This window comes from Bacillus sp. NEAU-CP5, assembly GCF_026420705.1.
GTDB classification, from domain to species: Bacteria; Bacillota; Bacilli; order Bacillales; family Bacillaceae; genus Bacillus; species Bacillus velezensis.
In genome coordinates this window covers 930,234-944,996 of sequence record NZ_JAPMOV010000002.1, presented here as the reverse complement: position 1 = coordinate 944,996, position 14,763 = coordinate 930,234, and the positions used below count along the sequence as shown (strand labels likewise).

Genomic DNA, 14,763 nt, shown 5'->3' with positions numbered 1-14,763 from the left:
CTTATTTATTGAGCACTTTGTCATCCGTGCGGGGAGTGACGAAATGACCCGTCTTATGTTATATTGTGAATAAAAAAGCAGAAAGGAAACACCAAGATGAGTCTTCTAAACGATATCATGCAATTTAATGAGCAGTTCACTAAAAACAAAGATTATGAAAAATACCAAACATCTAAATTCCCGGATAAAAAGATGGCGATTTTGTCCTGTATGGACACACGTCTTGTAGAATTGCTTCCGCATGCGATGAACATGCGAAACGGCGATGTGAAAATTATTAAAAGTGCCGGCGCGCTTGTCGCCCACCCGTTCGGAAGCATCATGCGCAGCCTTTTAGTGGCCGTATACGAATTAAACGCTGATGAAGTCTGCGTCATCGGCCACCATGATTGCGGCATGAGCAAAATCAACAGCGAGGATATGCTTGATAAAATTATCGACCGCGGTATTCCGAAAGAGCGGATTGACATGCTGAAGCACTCAGGAGTTGATCTTGATCAATGGCTGAAAAGCTTTGATTCAGTAGAAGCGAGTGTTACAGACAGCGTAAACGTCATTAAACACCATCCGCTATTCCCTGACAATGTGCCGGTGCACGGTCTGGTGATTGATCCTGAAACGGGTAAACTTGATCTGGTGATCGACGGCTACCAGCATATGGACTAATGTTTTTCTTTTTTGTCCGGTACGGGATCAACACCGCCCGGATGAAAAGGGTGGCACTTTAAAATCCGCTTCAGTGTCAGCCATCCGCCTTTTAATGCGCCGTGAGTCTTGACGGCTTCGATTCCGTACTGCGAACAGGTCGGATAAAAGCGGCATGACGGCGGCGTCAGCGGAGAGATGAACTTCTGGTATCCGCGGATTAAAGCAATCATTATGGTTTTCATCAAAATACCACCTTTCTGATGCTAGTATAGAAAAAAAATTTCAGATTGAAAAGCTTCCGCCACAATTCTTATCGGAAAACTGTGTTATAATGGATGCATATTCTGAAAAAAAGGGAGTGCTATTATGCCTTCAGTAGAAAGTTTTGAGCTTGACCATAATGCGGTTGTGGCTCCGTATGTAAGACATTGCGGAGTGCATAAAGTCGGAACAGACGGCGTCGTGAATAAGTTTGACATTCGCTTCTGCCAGCCGAACAAACAGGCGATGAAGCCGGATACGATTCATACGCTTGAGCACTTGCTTGCGTTTACGATTCGCACACATTCTGAGAAATACGATCACTTCGACATCATAGATATCTCACCGATGGGCTGCCAGACAGGCTATTATCTTGTTGTCAGCGGCGAGCCGACAGCGGAAGAAATTGTAGACCTGCTTGACGCTACGCTGAAAGAAGCCATCGATATTACGGAGATTCCGGCGGCCAACGAAAAACAGTGCGGCCAGGCGAAACTTCATGATTTAGAAGGCGCGAAACGTCTGATGCGTTTCTGGCTGTCACAAGATAAAGAAGATTTGCTGAAAGTGTTCGGATAAAAAACAGGCCTTTTTGCTGACATGCAAAAAGGCTTTTTTACATATTTCTAAAAAATGTCACACCTTATGTGTAAGCGTTTGCTAAAATAGAAGCAAACATGAAGGAGTGATGGGATGAAACGGGCTGTATTGGCAGGTATGTGCGGTATGATATTTCTATTATCTTCCTGCGGGGGCAATTCGGACAAAACCTCCGCGGATGAAGAGCCTAAAGCGCTTGAGGTCAAGCTTACAGGACCGGAAACGGCAGCACCGCATGAAAAAGCGGAATACAAGGCGGAGGTTTTTTACGGCGGCAAGCGTGTCACGGATGCGGATGAAGTCATGTTTGAAGTATGGAAAGAAGGAAAAAAAGGCAGCAGCAAAACAAGCAAGGCCAAGGAGGAAAAAGGGGCGTATCACCTGCGGACTGAATTTGATGAAGAGGGTGTGTATACCGTTCAATCCCACGTAACGGCAAAGCAGCAGCATAATATGCCGACTGTAAAAGTGCGTGTCGGGGATGCTGAAGCTGCCGATGATTCCTCCGGCCATGAGGAACAGGCGCATCATCATTAAGGATTTTTTTTATCCGTCAAGCCTTTTGATGCGTCCTCCGGCGGGTCAATCGTATGTTTTACATTATAAGCTCTTACAGTCGACCAGATGGATAAAAGCAGCACGGCGAGCACGATAAGAAAGCCGAAGCTCAGAAGAAGCAGCATGAAATCCCTCCTTTTTAACAAATCATAACATATTTTCCATTCGTAAAATCAAGGGCTAAAAATTTATGTTTTAACACACGATATATAGGGTATATCAATAATAAACCAAAGGAGGAAGATAGGCATGTCAGAAAAACTATTGGATGCAGTCAATAAGCAAGTTGCAAACTGGACGGTCATGTATGTGAAATTACATAACTATCATTGGTACGTCAAAGGGAAGGACTTTTTCACATTGCATGAAAAGTTCGAGGAGCTGTATAACGAAACGGCTACATATATTGATGATCTGGCAGAACGTCTGCTGGCATTAAACGGCAAGCCGATCGGCACAATGACGGAATCATTGAAGACAGCGTCTATAAAAGAAGCGGAAGGCAATGAGAGCGCAGAACAAATGGTACAGAACATTTATGATGATTTCACTGTCATTGCGGAAGAGCTGAAAAGCGGCATGGACCTCGCAGATGAGGTCGGAGACGAAACGACCGGTGATATGCTGCTTGCTATTCACCAGAATATCGAAAAACATAACTGGATGCTGAAAGCGTATTTAGGATAATCAACAAGGGAAGACCGGGGCTGTAAAGCACTCGGTCTTTTATTTGGCTGCCGAAGTGAGGTGTTGTCCATTTTTCTGAAAAATCCAGTCCGTTCCATTCACTTTTCATAGAATAATGTAAGGCCGTTTCTGTGAAAGGATGTTGGATCAAGTGGGCAAAGACTTTGGCATCTTTTCGTTTTTTGCAGTGATCGTGTCGGCAGCGGGGTTTTTCTTCGGAGGTTTTCAGTATTCGTTTCTGATTTTGCTATCGGTCATGGCGATTGAGTTTATCAGTACAAGCTTAAAAGAATCTCTTTTGCAGCAGCTGAGCGCAAGAAAGCTTTTTGCGCGGCTGGTCAAAAAAATCGTGACCCTGGCATTAGTCTCAGTTTGCCATTTTTTTGACCAGCTGCTTCATACCGAAGGCGCCATCCGTAATTTGGCTATCATGTTTTATATCTTATACGAATCGGTTCAGATCGTGATTACGGCAAGCTCGCTGGGCATACCGGTCCCGCAGGTGCTCGTCGATCTATTGGATACCCTGAAAAATAAATTCAAGCGCAAACCGTAACATTTGCTTCAAAGGAGGCTATACTAGCGGGTATGATGGTTTTCCTCTGAATTTTTGATAAAGGGCTTCCGAACAAACGCAACTGTGGTATGATGTATGGAAGATATGAAGGAACGGATTAGAGGGATAAACATGTACGAGTTTAAAGACTATTATCAGAACACTGTTCAGCTCTCCTTTGAACACCAGCCTTTTTCAGACAGCCCGAAGCACGTATGGGTCATATGCCGATACGGAGATAAGTGGCTTTTGACTGAGCACGAAGACCGGGGGTTTGAATTTCCGGGCGGAAAAGTGGAGCCGATGGAATGTGCGGAGGAAGCGGCCCTGCGCGAGGTGAAAGAAGAAACCGGTGCCGCGGTAAGACATCTGAAGTACGTCGGACAGTATAAAGTTCTCGGCAGGGAAAAGGTAATCGTGAAGAATATTTATTTTGCCGATATTGAAAAGCTTGAAAAACAGGCTGACTATTTTGAAACAAAGGGGCCGGTGCTGTTCAGCGAACTGCCGGAGAATCTCCCCCGAAATAAAAAATTCAGTTTCATTATGAAAGATTCGGTGCTTCCGATCAGTCTGAAAAAGCTGAAAGAGGACGGCGTATTTCAATCATAAAAAACGGAGACCCGGCGCTTACGCACGGGTCTTTTTTATAATTTTCCTTTCGTCCATTTTCTTTCTAACAGTTCGACTCCCTGATACATCAATGTCGCAAAAATCGCGATGATCAGAAGGCTTAAGAACACAAGAGTGAAATTGAAGACCTGGAATCCGTAAATGATCATGTAGCCCAGACCTTTTTCGGAAACGAGAAACTCGCCGACGATGACACCGACCCAGGATAAACCGACGTTCACTTTAAGCGCGGAAATAATAGCAGGGGCGCATGCCGGCAGAATGACTTCTTTAAACATGATGCTTCTTTTCGCTCCGAAGGTTTTCATCACCTTAATATAGTTTTCATCCACTTCCTGAAAAGCCGTAAAGACGACGATTGTCGTGATAATGACACTGATGACTGCTCCCATGGCGACAATGCTTGTGAAATTCGGTCCGAGTGCCACGATGAGAATCGGTCCGAGTGCGACCTTCGGCATCGCGTTTAAAATGACGAGGTACGGGTCTAAAACCCGGGCGAGCCTGTTTGACCACCATAACAGAGCGGCGAGGCATGTGCCGAGGAGCGTGCCGAGCAAAAAGCCGAGAACGGTTTCTCCTAAGGTTACGCCGATGTGCGCCGCAAGGGATGCGTCCGCAATCTTTTCAACTAAAAGCCTGCAAACGGCGGAGGGTGAGCTGAAGATTAACGGATCGATCCAGCCCGCCCTGCTCGATATTTCCCATCCGGCAAAAAATACGATGAAAATGGCGGTCTGATACGCACGGATCCGGAGCTTTTCTTTTTGGTGTCTTTTCTTAAACTGCTGATGAAGCTGTTCAATCGTGCCGCTGCTGTTTTTCAAGGGAATTCAGCTCCTTCCATATGGTTTGAAACAGCGGCTGAAAGGCCGGATCCTGACGCGCGTCAAACGGATCTAAAGCCGCGAGCTCCTTAGGCACGGTGAATATTTGGTGGATGGTGCCCGGCTGATTCGAAAATAAATAGATCGTATCGCTCATGGCGATGGCTTCACCGATATCATGGGTGACGAGCACGGCGGTTTTTTGAAAATCCTTTAATGTTCTGAAGACAAGGTTTTCCAAAGAAAGCTTCGTTTGAAAGTCCAGCGCGGAAAACGGTTCATCAAGGAGCAGCAGTCCCGGGTCCGGCGCAAGAGTTCTGGCAAGTGCCGCCCGCTGCCGCATTCCGCCTGACAGCTCTTTCGGGTATTTCTTTTCAACGCCGATTAATCCGAGCTTAGGCAGAAGGCTGAGAACTTCAGCTCTTTTTTCTTCTGTTAATGTTTTTGAAATGTGTAAACCGAGCAGCACGTTTTCCTCAATTGATTTCCAAGGAAATAAATAATCCTGCTGAAGCATATAACCGATTTGGTGTTCTTTATGGTTCGGCACGCTTCCTTCAATCAGCACCCGGCCTTGCGCAGGGGTGATAAGGCCGGCCAGAATGGACAGGAGTGTTGTTTTTCCGCATCCGCTCGGCCCGAGAAAGGAGATGAAATCCCCTTTTTCAATCTGAAAATGTATATCTTTCACGGCAGTTGTTCTTTCTTTCAGCGAGAAATAAGTATGTGTTACATGATCGACATGTAAAAAAGACATTCATGTTCCTCCTATTGTTCTGAGGTGACTTTTTTGGCGATTTTTGTGTTGACGAGTTTGCTGTACGGAATATGTTTCGGGAGCTCTCCTGCTTCATCCATAATAGATTGAAGCTGTTCCCATTCATCCTTTTGCAGAACTGGGTCTGCAGAGAATGACTTTTGTTTTTTATAGCGCTCTATTGATGTTTCGATTATGGCCGGATCGGTATCGGCAAATTCCTTCTGAATCGTTTTTGCGATGTCTTTGGCCGGATGGCTTTCCACCCATTGCTGGGCGCGATAGATGGCGCGGGTGAATTTTTCCGCCGTCTTTTCATTGGTTTTCAAATAACTTTCTTTTGCCATAAAGGTTGTGTATGGCACTTGGCCGGAAGCTTCTCCGAAAGATGCGACGATATGGCCGATGCCTTCTTTTTCAAATTGGGATGCCGTCGGTTCAAACAGCTGCACATAATCACCCGTTCCGGATGCGAATGCGTTGGAAATATTGGCGAAATCAATGTTTTGAACGAGGTTAATGTCTTTTTTCGGCTCTATGTGATTCTTTTTCAGGACGTACTCACCAGCCATTTGGGGCATGCCGCCTTTTCGCTGGCCGAGAAATGTTTTTCCTTTTAAATCGCTCCATTTGAATGATTTCTCATCCTTCCGCGACACGAGAAATGTGCCGTCCGTCTGTGTCAGCTGCGCGAAGTTGATGACCGGATCTTTTGCTCCCTGCGCCTCCACGTAAATGGATGTTTCAGAACCGACCAGCGCGATATCAGACCCGTTTGACAAAAGCGATGTCATCGTTTTGTCTCCGCCCCATGTTGTTTGAAGTGACACTTGGAGCCCTTCTTTTTTAAAGAAACCTTTTGCTTCAGCGACATACATAGGCGTATAGAAGATGGAGTGTGTGACTTCCGCCACCTTTACCTTCGTCAGACTTTCTTCCTGTCTGCAGGCCGGAAGAATGAGCAGGAAAAAGGCGCATATGACAAAAACGCAGCCCGTTTTGAGCCATTTGTTCACGGTGTAACCTCCTTGTTTTAAGCGTTAAAATAACCTTTTCTGCTTTACATATCGTATGATGGGTATAAAAAATGTGTGAGTGCCCATATTCACGTTGGGAAAGAATAAAAAAACTGATGATATAAGGAGGCTCATTGTTTTGCTGGTAGAAAAGAAAAGGTTCCCGTCTCCGAGTCCGCATGTCCGCCTCTTTGCGGTATGCTATGAGTCAGAAGGGCTGAAGGTAAAGGGGCTCCTTGCCGAGCCTGCGGCGCCGGGCACATATGACGGTTTTTTATATTTGCGCGGCGGCATAAAAAATGTCGGCATGGTACGCCCCGGAAGAATCGTTCAATTCGCTTCCCAAGGCTTTGTCGTGTTTGCGCCTTATTACAGAGGCAACCAGGGCGGCGAGGGAAATGAAGATTTTGCGGGAGAGGACAGAGAGGACGCGTTTTCCGCTTTTCGCCTGCTTCGGGAGCATCCGAACGTCAGGGAAGGGCGGGTGCATATTTTCGGTTTTTCCCGGGGCGGAATCATGGGGCTTTTGACCGCGATTGAAATGGGGCATCAAGCGGCTTCGCTCGTATCATGGGGCGGTGTGAGCGATATGGTGCTTACTTATGAAGAGCGGAAGGATATGCGGCGGATGATGAAGCGGGTGATCGGCGGCACGCCGAAAAAGGTGCCGGATGAATACAGATGGCGTTCGCCGTTTGAAAACGCAGACCGCATTCAGGCCCCTGTGCTGCTCATCCATGGAGAGAATGATGAGAATGTTTCGATCGAACACGCCCGGATGATCGAGGACAAGCTGAAAGAGGCGGGGAAACCGGTGGAAACTTGGTATTACAGCGGTTTTACGCATTATTTTCCGCCGCAGGAAAACAGACGCATTGTCCGGCGGCTGGCGGAATGGATGAAGACACGGTAAGATGTCTGATTTATGATATGATAATAAAGAATAAGAGAATGAAAGGGGATTTTCATTTTGGGAATGCCTGTTGAATTTAATACCATGATTGTGACAAAAGGCAATGAAAAACGGATAGAGGAAAATATCTTTTTATTGGAGAAAGAGGGCTACCGCGTCTATCCTCTTGATATTCCGATGGACGTGCGCAAAACGAAAACCGGCGAGAAATCCGGCACCGGCGAGGTCCAAAAGCTCGAATGGGCGAACGGCCGGACAAGCATTACATACAAACTCACGTCGCTTCATTCGACAAACTGAAAAAACAAAAGCCGAGGGCATAAACGCCCTTGGCTTTTTTGATTACACGAGAGGTCCGCCGGCTTTGGCAATCGAGTCTGCATGGGAAAACTTTTTAAAGTTTTCTTTAAACTCATTGGCTAAAAACAGCGCTTTTTCGTTGTATGCTTGTTTATCGCTCCATGTGTTTTCAGGCTGAAGAACTTCATCCGGAACGCCCGGAACATGAACGGGGCTGTGCAGGCCGAAAATGCTGTCTGCCGTCATGTCAGTCTGGTTCAGTCTGCCTTCAATAGCGGCCTTAACCATCGCTCTTGTATACGAAAGTTTCATCCGTTCTCCGACTCCGTACCCTCCGCCGGTCCAGCCTGTGTTGACCAGGAAGACTTGAACGCCGTGTTTGTCGATTTTATGCCCGAGCATTTCGGCATATACATGCGCCGGAAGCGGAAGGAACGGTGAACCGAAGCACGTCGAGAAAGTCGTTTGCGGAGTTGTCACGCCGCGCTCGGTTCCCGCGAGTTTACTGGTGTACCCGCTTAAGAAATGATACATCGCCTGTTCCTTCGTCAGTTTGCTGATCGGAGGAAGCACGCCGAATGCGTCTGCCGTTAAAAAGACGATCGCCTGCGGATGGCCGGCAATGCTCGGCTGCACGATATTGCCGATCATCTCAATCGGATATGCGGCTCTTGTGTTTTCCGTGTAGAAGGAATTGTCGTAATCCGCTTCACCCGTTTTTTCATCAAGCACGACATTCTCAAGAACAGACCCGAAGCGGATCGCACGAAAAATCTGCGGTTCTTTTTCCTCGCTCAGATTGATACATTTAGCGTAACATCCGCCTTCAATGTTGAAAACGCCGGAATCTGACCAGCCGTGCTCGTCATCACCGATCAGTTTGCGGTCCGCATCGGCTGAAAGCGTCGTTTTCCCTGTGCCGGAAAGGCCGAAAAACAGGGCGACATCGCCTTTTTCACCGACGTTGGCTGAGCAATGCATCGGCAGTATATCCTGCTGCGGAAGCAGGAAGTTCATAATGGAGAATATTGATTTTTTCATTTCTCCGGCGTATTCGGTGCCGCCGATTAAAATGACGCGTTTTTCGAAAGAGACAATGATAAATGTTTCCGAATGCGTGCCGTCCGTCTCCGGATCTGCTTTAAAATGCGGAGCCGAGAGAATGGTGAAAGGCTGCGCTTGCGGATCTCTTTCATCCGTCTCCGGTCTGATAAACAGCTGGCGCGCGAATAAATTGTGCCACGCAAATTCATTTACGACCGTAATCGGCAGTCTGTATTTTTCATCCGCTCCCGCGAATCCTTCAAAAACAAACAGTTCATCCCGCTGTTTTAAGTAGCTGACGACTTTGGCGTACAACTTTTCAAACGCCTCTTCAGAAATGGGCTGATTCACCGCGCCCCAATCAATTTGATTTTCTGTGCTTTGTTCACGGACGATAAATTTATCTTTAGGTGACCGGCCTGTATATGCGCCGGTGGTGGCGCGTACGGCACCCGTTGATGTCAGCGTTCCTTCATTTCGGCTGATCACTTTTTCGGTAAGTTTTGGAGCCGATAAATTATGATGCACATTCGGACTTGCAAGTAATGCTTGAAGATCTGCGGTTAAATCAACTAATTTCATAAAAACCTTCCTTTGCCGGTTTATTTGTATTTCGCTGAATGTGGAATTAGTATAACATATATCTGAAAATAGTCTATACTATTTGAGGTTTTTTGTTTGTGTTTTTCCATTGCTTCCCGAAATAAAGGCGCGTAATCGCTTTAATTCATATTGACACTTTCCGCCCTTTTACGATAAGATATTTCATTGAGCGGATACTCTTATCCCGAGCTGGCGGAGGGACAGGCCCGATGAAGCCCAGCAACCGGTTTCTCTGTAAAAAAGCAGGTGAACACACTGTGGGAAACCAAGGTGCTAACCTGATGCAAGGTTTAATATTTTCCTTGAGCGATAAGAGTGAAAGGCACACAGACCAAACCCTTTCCTCGAGTGGAAAAGGTTTTTTTATTTCATAAAATATGCCAATTAACATTCTCTGATATAGTATGACATTGTATTAAGAGGGAGCGAGTTCCGTATCATATGAGAAGGTCTTGCAAAAGATCTTTTTTCAGGAGGAAAAGTGAATGAGTAAAAACCGTCGACTATTTACATCTGAATCTGTTACTGAGGGTCATCCGGACAAAATCTGTGACCAAATTTCTGACAGTATCTTAGATGAGATTTTAAAAAATGACCCGAACGCGCGCGTGGCCTGCGAAACATCTGTAACGACAGGACTTGTGCTGGTAAGCGGAGAGATTACTACATCAACATACGTTGACATTCCGAAAACAGTCCGTGAAACGATTAAAGAAATCGGCTACACACGCGCCAAATATGGATTTGATGCGGAGACTTGCGCTGTTTTAACATCAATTGATGAACAGTCTGCGGATATCGCGATGGGTGTCGATCAGGCTCTTGAAGCGCGTGAAGGCACAATGAGCGATGCTGAAATCGAAGCAATCGGAGCGGGAGACCAAGGCCTGATGTTCGGTTATGCGTGTAACGAAACGAAAGAGCTTATGCCGCTTCCGATCTCTTTGGCGCATAAATTAGCCCGCCGTTTGAGCGAAGTCCGCAAAGAAGACATTCTTCCGTACCTTCGCCCTGACGGCAAAACGCAAGTTACCGTTGAATATGATGAAAACAACAAGCCGGTCCGCATTGACGCGATCGTTATTTCAACTCAGCACCACCCGGAAATTACGCTTGAGCAGATTCAGCGCAATCTGAAAGAGCATGTCATTAACCCTGTCGTGCCTGAGGAACTGATCGATGAAGAGACAAAATACTTCATCAACCCTACGGGACGTTTCGTAATCGGCGGACCTCAAGGTGATGCGGGTCTGACCGGCCGTAAAATCATCGTTGACACATACGGTGGATATGCACGCCACGGCGGCGGTGCATTCTCCGGTAAGGATGCGACGAAGGTAGACCGTTCTGCGGCATACGCTGCGAGATACGTAGCGAAAAACATCGTGGCAGCAGGCCTTGCTGATTCTTGTGAAGTGCAGCTTGCATACGCAATCGGCGTGGCACAGCCTGTTTCTATTTCCATCAATACATTTGATACAGGAAAAGCTTCTGAAGAAAAACTGATCGAAGTCGTACGGAATAACTTCGACCTGAGACCTGCCGGCATTATTAAAATGCTTGATCTGCGCCGCCCGATCTATAAACAGACTGCTGCTTACGGCCATTTCGGACGTCATGATGTGGATCTTCCTTGGGAGCGTACTGACAAGGCGGATGCGCTTCGCAAAGAAGCACTAGGAGAATAATTTTATAGCCGCTTACTTAAGCGGCTTTCCCTTTTTGTAGATGCTGCCATGCTTATTTTTTACATAGCGTGAAACCAATGGCGTAACAAAGCGTCTATAAAAAGGGGGTCCAATTAGAAAATTACACTTATGGAGGCTATACTATGTGTGGATTTGTCGGTGTTTTTAATAAGCATCCATTAACTCAAACCGCAGATCAAGAAGAGCTAATCAAACAAATGAACCAAATGATCGTTCACCGCGGTCCTGACAGCGATGGGTATTATCATGACGAGCACGTCGGATTCGGCTTCAGACGGCTCAGTATTATTGACGTAGAAAACGGCGGACAGCCTTTATCATATGAAGACGAAAAATATTGGATCATTTTTAACGGCGAAATCTATAACTACATTGAATTGAGAGAAGAGCTTGAAGCGAAAGGCTACACTTTCAATACAGATTCCGATACCGAAGTGCTCCTTGCGACATACCGTCATTATAAAGAAGAAGCTGCTTCAAAGCTTCGCGGAATGTTTGCGTTTTTAATCTGGAACAAAGCTGACCGCGTCATGTACGGCGCGAGAGACCCGTTCGGCATTAAACCGCTGTATTACACAACCATCGGGGACAAAGTATATTTTGCATCTGAAAGAAAAAGTTTAATGGCCGCTCAAAACGGCATTGATCTTGATACAGCTTCTTTACAGCAATATATGTCTTTCCAATTCGTTCCTGAACCGAGCACGCTTGACGCTGAAGTGAAAAAAGTCGAGCCGGGCAGCCAGTTTACGATCCGCCCGGAAGGCGACATCGCGTTTAAAACATATTTCAAAGCGAACTTTAAGCCTGTTCAGTCTGATGAAGATAAATTGGTGAAAGAAGTCAGAGACGCAATCTTTGACTCTGTCAAAGTCCACATGAGAAGTGACGTGCCTGTCGGTTCGTTTCTATCCGGCGGTATCGACTCTTCTTTTATCGTCTCAGTTGCGAAAGAATTTCACCCGAGCCTTAAAACATTTTCCGTCGGTTTTGAGCAGCAGGGCTTCAGTGAGGTTGACGTAGCGAAGGAAACGGCTGCCGCGCTCGGGATTGAAAACATCAGCAAAGTCATTTCTCCCGAGGAGTATATGAACGAGCTTCCGAAAATCGTCTGGCACTTTGATGACCCGCTTGCAGATCCGGCGGCGATTCCTTTGTACTTTGTCGCGAAAGAAGCGAAAAAACATGTAACGGTCGCGTTATCCGGGGAAGGCGCGGACGAGCTGTTCGGCGGGTACAATATTTACCGCGAACCGCTTTCGCTTAAACCGTTTGAACGCATTCCGTCCGGTCTGAAAAAAATGCTTCTTCATGTGGCGTCCGTCATGCCTGAAGGAATGAGAGGGAAAAGCCTCTTAGTCCGCGGCTGCACACCGCTTGAGGAGCGCTATATCGGTAATGCGAAGATTTTTGAAGAGCCCGTGAAAAAACAGCTGCTCAAACATTACAATCCAGAGCTTTCATACCGTGATGTCACGAAGCCGTACTTTACGGAAAGCCGTTCATACAGCGACATTAATAAAATGCAGTATGTTGACATCCATACGTGGATGCGCGGCGACATCCTGTTAAAGGCTGACAAAATGACGATGGCCAACTCATTGGAACTGCGCGTGCCGTTCCTTGATAAAGTCGTGTTTGACGTGGCTTCTAAAATTCCGGATGAACTGAAAACGAAAAACGGCACGACGAAATACCTTCTGCGCAAAGCTGCTGAAGGGGTAGTGCCTGATCATGTGCTTAACCGCAAAAAACTCGGCTTCCCTGTGCCGATCCGCCACTGGCTGAAAAATGAAATGAACGAATGGGTTCGCAACATCATTCGTGAAAGTGAAACAGATGCTTATATTGAAAAGGATTATGTCCTTCAGCTTCTGGAAGATCATTGTGCCGACAGAGCGGACAACAGCCGCAAAATCTGGACCGTGCTGATCTTCATGATCTGGCACAGCATCAATGTCGAAAAAAGACTGGTGCCGGAAGAGCTGAATCATCAGCCGAAAGAAGTCATTTTCGTTTAATCCAAAAGGCTTTCGATGTTATCGAAAGCCTTTTTTCTATTGTCTTTTGTAAACCGTCTATTCCGCTCTGTTTTCGACAAAGTATTACGCAATATTCAGAAAAAGGTTATAATAGGACTAATCGGGTAGATTCCGGAAAGTGTTTTCTGGCTATTTCGTCTCGGTTTGTTGTTTCTTTGTCAAAATCAGGGGGAGGGAGAGTTATGCAAAACAAAGAAAAAACGCTTCACCGCGGCTTGGAAGAGCGGCATATCTCGCTTATGTCGTTGGGCGCCGCGATTGGAGTCGGGCTGTTTCTCGGGTCGGCTTCTGCCATAAAGCTTGCCGGGCCGGGGATTTTAGCCGCTTACGCCTGCAGCGGGCTGATTATGTTTTTTATTATGCGGGCATTAGGGGAAATGGCGATTCAAAAGCCTGTAGCCGGCTCATTCAGCCGGTATGCCAGAGATTATCTCGGTCCGCTTGCCGGGTTTTTAACAGGCTGGAATTATTGGTTTTTATGGGTTGTTACCTGCATGGCGGAAATCACCGCAGTTGGCATTTATATGGGCTACTGGTTCCCTGACGTGCCGTCATGGATCTGGGCGCTTTGTGCACTCGTCATTATGACGGCTGTCAACTTTCTGGCGGTCAAAGCGTACGGTGAGCTTGAATTCTGGTTTGCGCTCATTAAAGTCTTGGCGATTCTGTCAATGATCGCGATCGGTCTGGTGATGATCGTATTCGGTCTCGGAAACGGAGGCGTTGCGCTCGGAATCAGCAATTTATGGAGCCACGGCGGCTTTTTCCCGAATGGGATTAAAGGGGTGCTGCTGTCGCTTCAAATGGTCATGTTTGCCTATCTCGGGATTGAGCTGATCGGTGTCACAGCCGGTGAGGTCAAAAATCCGGAAAAATCACTGGCGCGGGCCATAGATACTGTTTTTTGGCGTATTCTCATTTTTTACGTCGGAGCTTTGTTTGTCATTATGTCAATTTATCCGTGGCAGGAAATCGGTTCAGGCGGAAGCCCGTTTGTTTTGACATTTGAAAAAATCGGAATTCCCGCAGCGGCCGGAATCATTAATTTTGTCGTTTTGACGGCGGCTCTTTCTTCCTGCAACAGCGGGATCTTCAGCACGGGGCGCATGCTGTTTAATCTCGCGGAGCAAAATGAAGCCCCGAAAGCATACGGTACGGTCACAAAAGGCGGCGTGCCGGGAAAAGCGGTATTGGTTTCAGCGGGTGCGTTATGCATCGGCGTTCTGCTGAACTACGTGGTGCCGGCGAAAGTGTTTACGTGGGTGACAAGCATTGCGACGTTCGGAGCAATTTGGACATGGTCGATTATTTTGCTTTCCCAAATGAAATACCGTAAAAGTTTACAGCCGGAACAACGGAAAAAACTGAAATATAAAATGCCTTTATACCCTTTTTCCTCATACATCTCACTGGCTTTTCTCGCATTTGTCGTTGTGCTGATGGCTTTTGATGCAGAAACCAGGGTGGCTGTCATCATCGGCCCTGTCTGGTTCGGCATTTTATTAGCAGCCTATTACGGGAAAGGCTTCCACAAAAGAAAACACATAAACCTGGAAAACGGACAGACATTCGCCGAAAAAGCGTAAAAAAAGAGCCCGCTGAAATGGGC

Annotated in this window: 17 protein-coding genes and 1 riboswitch; of the genes, 11 read left to right on the top strand and 6 right to left on the bottom strand. The window is 46.7% G+C overall.

What is annotated here, in order from left to right:
• The first annotated feature begins 96 nt into the window (after positions 1 to 96).
• Positions 97 to 666, top strand: coding sequence for a beta-class carbonic anhydrase (locus OTK50_RS09835; protein WP_003152233.1), 570 nt, complete (start codon positions 97 to 99; stop codon positions 664 to 666).
• On the opposite strand, the gene yidD is transcribed toward OTK50_RS09835, so the two are convergent.
• Positions 663 to 890, bottom strand: coding sequence for a membrane protein insertion efficiency factor YidD (gene yidD / locus OTK50_RS09830; RefSeq protein ID WP_007613292.1), 228 nt, complete (start codon positions 888 to 890; stop codon positions 663 to 665). The genes OTK50_RS09835 and yidD overlap by 4 nt on opposite strands.
• Positions 891 to 1,014: 124 nt before the next feature.
• Here yidD and OTK50_RS09825 point away from each other — a divergent pair, with 124 nt between their 5' ends.
• Both OTK50_RS09825 and OTK50_RS09820 read left to right on the top strand, forming a co-directional pair.
• A complete protein-coding gene (locus OTK50_RS09825; protein WP_003152237.1) occupies positions 1,015 to 1,488 on the top strand; it encodes an S-ribosylhomocysteine lyase in 474 nt (157 codons plus the stop codon).
• Between the two features lie 114 nt (positions 1,489 to 1,602).
• Complete coding sequence (locus tag OTK50_RS09820; protein ID WP_224223754.1) at positions 1,603 to 2,046, top strand: FixH family protein; 444 nt, start codon at positions 1,603 to 1,605, stop codon at positions 2,044 to 2,046.
• On the opposite strand, the gene ytzI is transcribed toward OTK50_RS09820, so the two are convergent.
• Positions 2,043 to 2,192 carry a YtzI protein gene (gene ytzI, locus OTK50_RS09815; RefSeq protein ID WP_007408836.1) on the bottom strand — a complete coding sequence of 50 codons (150 nt, stop codon included), beginning with the start codon at positions 2,190 to 2,192 and terminating at the stop codon, positions 2,043 to 2,045. The genes OTK50_RS09820 and ytzI overlap by 4 nt on opposite strands.
• A gap of 124 nt (positions 2,193 to 2,316) precedes the next feature.
• On the opposite strand from ytzI, the gene OTK50_RS09810 reads away from it, so the two are divergent.
• The 3 genes from OTK50_RS09810 (at position 2,317) to ytkD (ending at position 3,922) form a co-directional block, all read left to right on the top strand.
• The gene (locus OTK50_RS09810; protein WP_101670300.1) at positions 2,317 to 2,754 is read left to right on the top strand and encodes a Dps family protein; all 438 of its coding nucleotides are present in this window, start codon (positions 2,317 to 2,319) and stop codon (positions 2,752 to 2,754) included.
• A gap of 151 nt (positions 2,755 to 2,905) precedes the next feature.
• Positions 2,906 to 3,310, top strand: a complete 405-nt coding sequence (locus OTK50_RS09805) for a phage holin family protein (RefSeq protein WP_007408834.1) — start codon at positions 2,906 to 2,908, stop codon at positions 3,308 to 3,310.
• Between the two features lie 132 nt (positions 3,311 to 3,442).
• Positions 3,443 to 3,922 (top strand): RNA deprotection pyrophosphohydrolase, encoded by a 480-nt coding sequence (gene ytkD / locus OTK50_RS09800; protein WP_003152244.1) that lies wholly within the window; start codon positions 3,443 to 3,445, stop codon positions 3,920 to 3,922.
• A gap of 35 nt (positions 3,923 to 3,957) precedes the next feature.
• Here the strand turns inward: ytkD and OTK50_RS09795 are convergent, their stop codons facing one another.
• The 3 genes from OTK50_RS09795 to OTK50_RS09785 are packed head-to-tail and all read right to left on the bottom strand — an operon-like array spanning position 3,958 to position 6,543.
• Entirely contained in the window at positions 3,958 to 4,770 is an 813-nt protein-coding gene (locus OTK50_RS09795) for an ABC transporter permease (protein WP_224223753.1), read from the bottom strand.
• Positions 4,745 to 5,527: an ABC transporter ATP-binding protein gene (locus tag OTK50_RS09790; protein WP_082998872.1), complete on the bottom strand. Its 783-nt coding sequence runs from the start codon at positions 5,525 to 5,527 to the stop codon at positions 4,745 to 4,747. The genes OTK50_RS09795 and OTK50_RS09790 overlap by 26 nt, the downstream gene beginning before the upstream one ends.
• Positions 5,528 to 5,538: 11 nt before the next feature.
• Positions 5,539 to 6,543, bottom strand: coding sequence for an ABC transporter substrate-binding protein (locus OTK50_RS09785; RefSeq protein ID WP_038459582.1), 1,005 nt, complete (start codon positions 6,541 to 6,543; stop codon positions 5,539 to 5,541).
• A 139-nt stretch (positions 6,544 to 6,682) separates the two neighbouring features.
• On the opposite strand from OTK50_RS09785, the gene OTK50_RS09780 reads away from it, so the two are divergent.
• Entirely contained in the window at positions 6,683 to 7,456 is a 774-nt protein-coding gene (locus OTK50_RS09780) for an alpha/beta hydrolase family protein (protein WP_105937413.1), read from the top strand.
• A gap of 57 nt (positions 7,457 to 7,513) precedes the next feature.
• Positions 7,514 to 7,756, top strand: coding sequence for a DUF2584 domain-containing protein (locus OTK50_RS09775; RefSeq protein WP_224223752.1), 243 nt, complete (start codon positions 7,514 to 7,516; stop codon positions 7,754 to 7,756).
• 42 nt (positions 7,757 to 7,798) lie between these two features.
• Here the strand turns inward: OTK50_RS09775 and pckA are convergent, their stop codons facing one another.
• Positions 7,799 to 9,382 carry a phosphoenolpyruvate carboxykinase (ATP) gene (gene pckA, locus OTK50_RS09770; protein ID WP_224223751.1) on the bottom strand — a complete coding sequence of 528 codons (1,584 nt, stop codon included), beginning with the start codon at positions 9,380 to 9,382 and terminating at the stop codon, positions 7,799 to 7,801.
• Positions 9,383 to 9,579: 197 nt separating this feature from the next.
• Positions 9,580 to 9,719, top strand: a riboswitch (SAM riboswitch).
• Positions 9,720 to 9,888: 169 nt separating this feature from the next.
• On the opposite strand from pckA, the gene metK reads away from it, so the two are divergent.
• The 3 genes from metK (at position 9,889) to alaP (ending at position 14,740) form a co-directional block, all read left to right on the top strand.
• Positions 9,889 to 11,091: a methionine adenosyltransferase gene (gene metK / locus OTK50_RS09765; RefSeq protein WP_003152253.1), complete on the top strand. Its 1,203-nt coding sequence runs from the start codon at positions 9,889 to 9,891 to the stop codon at positions 11,089 to 11,091.
• A gap of 143 nt (positions 11,092 to 11,234) precedes the next feature.
• A complete protein-coding gene (gene asnB / locus OTK50_RS09760; protein WP_003152255.1) occupies positions 11,235 to 13,133 on the top strand; it encodes an asparagine synthase (glutamine-hydrolyzing) in 1,899 nt (632 codons plus the stop codon).
• 203 nt (positions 13,134 to 13,336) lie between these two features.
• A complete protein-coding gene (gene alaP / locus OTK50_RS09755) occupies positions 13,337 to 14,740 on the top strand; it encodes an alanine permease AlaP (RefSeq protein WP_038459578.1) in 1,404 nt (467 codons plus the stop codon).
• Positions 14,741 to 14,763 lie beyond the last annotated feature (23 nt).

Bases quoted from the DNA above. Each gene is read 5' to 3' on its own strand.
- asnB (WP_003152255.1), top strand. From the start codon at position 11,235: ATGTGTGGATTTGTCGGTGTTTTTAATAAGCATCCATTAACTCAAACC.
- ytzI (WP_007408836.1), bottom strand. From the start codon at position 2,192: ATGCTGCTTCTTCTGAGCTTCGGCTTTCTTATCGTGCTCGCCGTGCTG.
- ytkD (WP_003152244.1), top strand. From the start codon at position 3,443: ATGTACGAGTTTAAAGACTATTATCAGAACACTGTTCAGCTCTCCTTT.
- metK (WP_003152253.1), top strand. From the start codon at position 9,889: ATGAGTAAAAACCGTCGACTATTTACATCTGAATCTGTTACTGAGGGT.
- yidD (WP_007613292.1), bottom strand. From the start codon at position 890: ATGAAAACCATAATGATTGCTTTAATCCGCGGATACCAGAAGTTCATC.
- OTK50_RS09825 (WP_003152237.1), top strand. From the start codon at position 1,015: ATGCCTTCAGTAGAAAGTTTTGAGCTTGACCATAATGCGGTTGTGGCT.
- pckA (WP_224223751.1), bottom strand. From the start codon at position 9,382: ATGAAATTAGTTGATTTAACCGCAGATCTTCAAGCATTACTTGCAAGT.
- OTK50_RS09820 (WP_224223754.1), top strand. From the start codon at position 1,603: ATGAAACGGGCTGTATTGGCAGGTATGTGCGGTATGATATTTCTATTA.
- OTK50_RS09835 (WP_003152233.1), top strand. From the start codon at position 97: ATGAGTCTTCTAAACGATATCATGCAATTTAATGAGCAGTTCACTAAA.
- OTK50_RS09790 (WP_082998872.1), bottom strand. From the start codon at position 5,527: ATGTCTTTTTTACATGTCGATCATGTAACACATACTTATTTCTCGCTG.
- OTK50_RS09810 (WP_101670300.1), top strand. From the start codon at position 2,317: ATGTCAGAAAAACTATTGGATGCAGTCAATAAGCAAGTTGCAAACTGG.
- alaP (WP_038459578.1), top strand. From the start codon at position 13,337: ATGCAAAACAAAGAAAAAACGCTTCACCGCGGCTTGGAAGAGCGGCAT.